The organism is Neisseria sp. P0021.S005 (assembly GCF_051956955.1).
This window is the reverse complement of record NZ_JBQCWY010000180.1, coordinates 1-5419: the sequence shown is the minus strand read 5'-3', so window position 1 is coordinate 5419 and position 5419 is coordinate 1. Positions and strand designations below refer to the sequence as shown.

General features: G+C 50.6%; 6 protein-coding genes. All 6 read right to left on the bottom strand.

Annotated elements, in window-relative coordinates; translation table 11 throughout:
* Positions 1-320 precede the first annotated feature (320 nt).
* Positions 321-626 (bottom strand): chorismate mutase, encoded by a 306-nt coding sequence (locus ACTHUE_RS10375; protein ID WP_004519132.1) that lies wholly within the window; start codon positions 624-626, stop codon positions 321-323.
* Positions 627-702: 76 nt separating this feature from the next.
* Positions 703-2727, bottom strand: coding sequence for an NADH-quinone oxidoreductase subunit L (gene nuoL / locus ACTHUE_RS10370; RefSeq protein ID WP_070504145.1), 2025 nt, complete (start codon positions 2725-2727; stop codon positions 703-705).
* Positions 2728-2729: 2 nt separating this feature from the next.
* Complete coding sequence (gene nuoK / locus ACTHUE_RS10365) at positions 2730-3035, bottom strand: NADH-quinone oxidoreductase subunit NuoK (RefSeq protein WP_004519135.1); 306 nt, start codon at positions 3033-3035, stop codon at positions 2730-2732.
* Positions 3032-3703: an NADH-quinone oxidoreductase subunit J gene (locus tag ACTHUE_RS10360; RefSeq protein WP_004519136.1), complete on the bottom strand. Its 672-nt coding sequence runs from the start codon at positions 3701-3703 to the stop codon at positions 3032-3034. Before ACTHUE_RS10360 ends, nuoK begins: the two co-directional genes overlap by 4 nt.
* 11 nt (positions 3704-3714) lie before the next feature.
* Entirely contained in the window at positions 3715-4194 is a 480-nt protein-coding gene (nuoI, locus tag ACTHUE_RS10355; RefSeq protein WP_002218650.1) for an NADH-quinone oxidoreductase subunit NuoI, read from the bottom strand.
* 80 nt (positions 4195-4274) lie between these two features.
* On the bottom strand, positions 4275-5351 hold the full coding sequence (gene nuoH / locus ACTHUE_RS10350; protein WP_002216340.1) for an NADH-quinone oxidoreductase subunit NuoH: 1077 nt from the start codon (positions 5349-5351) through the stop codon (positions 4275-4277).
* Positions 5352-5419: the final 68 nt, after the last annotated feature.

Sequence of the window (5419 nt, the reverse complement as noted above, 5' to 3'; positions counted from 1 at the left end):
CGCCAGCGGCGCACGGCTGTCTTTACCGGTCGCCAAAACCAGCACACCTGCGGCGATGGGTATCCATATTGCCAAGCTGAGTAGGTAGTTGGAAAACATAGTGGTTAACCTGTGGTTAAAATAAAAAATATAGTTGTATGGGTTGGTTTTCAGACACCATTTCAGGAGGCCGTCTGAAAAAGATTGTGTATTTTGTATATGGCAAAATCAAGAAAACGTATATCTACCGTCATTCTTTTATTCCATAACCGCCTAAAACCTTCTTTTCAGACGGCCTCTTCCATATTTTTCTTGCCAAAACCATTATCCGAAGATTTTGACTACGCTCCATCGGTACGGTTGGTGTCCATCTCAAGTTTAATGAACGCATCAATCATGCTGCGCCAAACTGCTTCTGCTACTTCGGGCGACAAACCGGCCTTTTCGGCATAAGCGCGGCACGAGGTAATCACTTGAGCCACCCGTTCAGGCGCGGAAACCGCCCGCACATCGTTTTTAGGTTTCAGACGACCAGCCTGCCGTACCAATTTCTGCCGGCGGGCGAGTAATTCGATTAATCCCTTGTCCAAACCATCAATGGCTTCGCGGACTTCGTCCAGGGTTTGCGGTAATTTGTCTTCAATCATTATTGTTGCTCAAATTTTCTTTTTTAGACGGCCCCTATACACACAAACTATAGACAGGCCGTCTGAAATCCCGCTTTTATCGGAACAATCCCCAGAAGGTCATGCCGAGCAGTACCAATACGCCGAATACCATAGCAGCGGCATAGGTATAGATGAAGCCGGTTTGGACTTTGCGTACCTGCGCGGCAATCGCGCCGACCAGTTTGGCAGAGCCGTTGACGATACCGTTGTCGATAATGGCGGTATCGCCGACTTTCCAGAAGAAAGTACCCAATGCGCGCGTGCCTTTGGCGAAAACATTGAAATACAGGGCGTCGAGGTAGTATTTGTTTTCAAACAAAACGTAAATCGGACGGAACACCTGTGCAATTTTCGCAGGCAGGTGCGGCAGTTTGACGTACAGGAGCCATGCGCTCAAGACACCTGCGATAGCGAGGTAGAGTACAGGCGAATGCAGGCTGTGCGACACCATTGCCAATGCGCCGTGGAACTCTTCCTTCATGATATGCATGGTCGGATGCGCGTCGGCATTAACAAAAATCACGTCTTTGAAGAAATCGCCGTAAAGCATAGGCTCGATGGCAACGTAGCCGATGATGACGGACGGAATGGCAAGCAAAATCAAAGGCAGGGTAACAACCAGCGGGCTTTCGTGCGGATTGTCGTTTTTGCCTAAGCCGTGATGTTCTTCTCCATGATGATCGTCATGATGTTCAGGCAGTCTGCGCCATTTCTCTTCGCCGTGGAACACCATAAAGTATTGGCGGAATGCGTAGAACGCAGTAACAAACACGCTGGCGAGGACGGCAAAATAGGCAAAGCCGCTGCCCGGCAGGGTGCTGTATTTCGCCGCTTCGATAATCGAATCTTTGGAATAGAAGCCGGAGAAGAACGGCGTACCAATCAGCGACAAGTTACCGATCAGCATGGTCAGCCAAGTAATCGGCATGTATTTTTTCAGGTTACCCATGTGGCGCATGTCTTGGTCATGGTGCATACCGATAATCGCGCTACCTGCGGCCAAGAACAATAAGGCTTTAAAGAAAGCGTGAGTCATCACATGGAACATCGCTACGGAATAGGCAGACGCGCCCAGAGCCACGGTCATGTAGCCCAGTTGCGACAGGGTGGAATACGCAACCACACGTTTGATGTCGTTTTGAATCACGCCCAAGAAACCCATAAACAGAGCAGTAATCGCACCGATTACCATGATGACAGACAGCGCAGTGCTGCTCATCTCATAAATAGGCGACATACGCGATACCATGAACAGACCGGCGGTAACCATGGTTGCGGCGTGAATCAATGCAGAAATCGGAGTCGGGCCTTCCATCGAATCAGGCAGCCAGACGTGCAGCGGGAATTGTGCCGATTTACCCATCGCACCGACAAACAACAGTAAACAGGTTACGGTAATCAAAGACCATTCCACACCGGGGAACAGTTGGATAGTGGCCGTCTGAACATTAGGCAGATAAGCGAATACATCTTGATAGCGCAGGCTGCCGCCGAAATAGGCAAGCACCAAGCCGATACCGAGCAAAAAGCCGAAGTCGCCGACACGGTTGATCAAAAAGGCTTTCAGGTTGGCAAATGTTGCGCTTGGACGTTTGAAATAGAAACCGATCAAGAGATACGACACCAAGCCCACAGACTCCCAGCCGAAGAAGAGCTGGATGAAGTTGTTGCTCATAATCAGCATCAACATGCTGAAAGTAAACAAAGAAATATAGCTGAAGAAGCGTTGGTAGCCGACTTTTTCGTCGTGCATATAACCGATGGTGTAGATATGCACCATCAACGACACGCCGGTTACTACGACCATCATCATCGCCGTCATCGTATCGACCAAGAAGCCGACGGAGAAATCCAAACCGCCCATTGTCAGCCAGGTATAGACGTTCTCGTCAAACTTGGCACGGCTACCATTGAGGAATCCCCACAGCACATAAGCCGACAGCACGGCAGACACCGCCACGCCGAGTATCGTAACCGTATGCGCGCCGGCACGTCCGATTTTGTTGCCGAACAAACCCGCAATCAGCGAGCCTGCCAACGGAACAAGGGCAATTATCAAATATAAAGTCATATCGTTCATGATTACCCTTTCAACTCATCCAAATCGGCAACGTTGATTGTTTGTCGGTTGCGGTACACCAATACCATAATCGCCAAACCGATGGCAGATTCGGCAGCGGCAACGGTCAGTACGAAGAATACGAAAATCTGTCCGGCAGTATCGCCCAAATATTGCGAGAAGGCGATAAAGTTGAAGTTCACCGCCAAAAGCATCAGCTCGATGGACATCAGCAATACCAGCACGTTTTTGCGGTTCATGAAGATACCCATTGCGCTGATACCGAACAGGAGCGCACCCAATACCAGATAATGCGTCAAGGTAATCATGCTTTGCCCTCCCCTTCCGGCTTAAGGCCGTCTGAAACTTCGCTTTCTTCGGCAGATTCGACTTGCGGTTTGACCGCTTCCATTTTCACCAGACGCATACGGCCTTGGTCGGCGCGTACTTTAACTTGGTCGGCAGGATCCATACGTTTCGGATTGGTGGTTTTACGGTGAACCAGCGCAATCGCGGCCACCATACCCAACAGCAGCAATACCGCCGCCAATTCAAACGGCAACAGGTAGTCAGTATAAATACGGCTGCCCAAATCACGGATATTGTTGTAATCGGCCGGAATGTCTTTCATTAGACCAAATGCGTCAAGGTCGGTTTTCGGGTTGACCAGAATCAGAATCAGCGCAACCGCCAACAATGTGCCGACCACACCGGCAACAGGCGCATGACGCCAGAAACCGGCGCGCATTTCTTCAATGTCGATGTTCAACATCATCACGACGAACAGGAACAACACCATCACGGCGCCGACGTAAACCACCACCAGCGTAACGCCCAAAAACTCAGCCTGCATCAGCATCCAAATCATCGCGCTCACGCAGAAGGTCAGCACCAGATGCAAAGCGGCGTGAACAGGGTTTTTAGCGGTAACGGTACGAACCGCACCGTACAAAACGATGGCGGCAAGAATATAGAACAGAATCGCGGAAAAAGTCATTCGTCTGCTCCTTAACGATACGGCGCGTCAGCGGCTTTGCGTTTGGCGATTTCAGCTTCGTATTTGTCGCCAATGGCCAAAAGAATCGGCTTGGTCATGTGCAAGTCGCCTTTTTTCTCGCCGTGGTATTCAAAAATATGGGTTTCCACAATCGCATCGGTCGGGCAAGCCTCTTCGCAGAAACCGCAGAAGATGCACTTGGTCAGGTCGATGTCGTAACGCTTGGTGCGGCGGGTGCCGTCTTCGCGTTCTTCCGATTCGATGTTAATCGCCATTGCCGGACAAACTGCCTCGCACAATTTACACGCAATACAGCGCTCTTCGCCGTTCGGATAACGGCGTTGCGCGTGCAGGCCGCGGAAACGCACGGATTGCGGCGTTTTCTCTTCTGGGAAATAAATTGTGTCTTTGCGGGCAAAAAAGTTTTTGAGCGTTACGCCCAAGCCTTTTACCAATTCGCCAAGCAGAAAGGTTTTTACTAAGTTAGCCATATTATGTTCCCTCAAAACAGGGATTTCGTTAGGTATTCAAAATCGCTTTGTTCAGACGGCCTCAAGATGCCGTCTGAAACTTATTTCCACAAATTCAGCGGTGAAATCATCCACACGCCCAAAATCACGATGTAGGCGAAGCCGATCGGAATCAGCACTTTCCAGCCCAAACGCATGATTTGGTCGTAACGGTAGCGTGGGAAAGTTGCACGGATCCACAGGTACCAGTACAGCACCGCCGCCATTTTCACGAACATCCAAAATGCGGAAGGCGTACCGATAAAGCCCCAGCTTTGCGGGAACGGAGACAACCAGCCGCCGAGGAACATCAGCGATGTCAGCGCGGCAATCAGAATCATGAAAATGTATTCGGCAAGGAAGAACAGCGCGAATGCGAAGCCGGAATATTCAACGTGGTGACCGGCAACGATTTCGGATTCGCCCTCTGCTACGTCAAACGGTGCGCGGTTGGTTTCGGCAACGGCGGAAATCAGATAGACGATGAAGATGGGGAAGAGCGGCAGCCAGTTCCAAGAGAATACCGAACCGCCGGCAATACCTTTGGCTTGCGCGGCAACGATATCGGAGAAGTTCATGCTGCCCGATACCATCACGACGCACACCAACGCGGCACTCATGGCAATCTCGTAGGAAATGCTTTGCGCGGAAGCACGCATTGCGCCCAAGAACGAATATTTGGAGTTGGAAGCCCAGCCCGCGATGATCACGCCGTAAACCGACAGCGAGGTAATCATCAGGATATACAAAAGGCCGATATTGATGTTGGTCAGCACCCATTCTTCGTTGAACGGAATCACTGCCCATGCCGCAAAAGACGGGGCTAGCGACATAATCGGACCAATATAGAACAGGGCTTTATTTGACAGCTTCGGACGGGTTACCTCTTTAAACAAGAGTTTGAACACGTCGGCAAACGGCTGAATCAGACCCCACGGGCCGGTTACGTTTGGGCCAACGCGAAGCTGCATAAAGCCGATGACTTTACGTTCGAAATACGTCAGGTAGGCAACGGTCAGAATCAGCGGAATCAGGATAATCACGATTTTGACGATGACGGATACCACCAAGCCTACGGTAATACCCAAATCGCCCAGACCGAGCGTTGCGGCAAAGAGGTTTTGGAACCATTCTTGCATGATCAAGCTCCCGCCAGTTCAATAGTGTCCATCAACGCACCCAGCGCGGCATTTTCGGTATGCAGCGG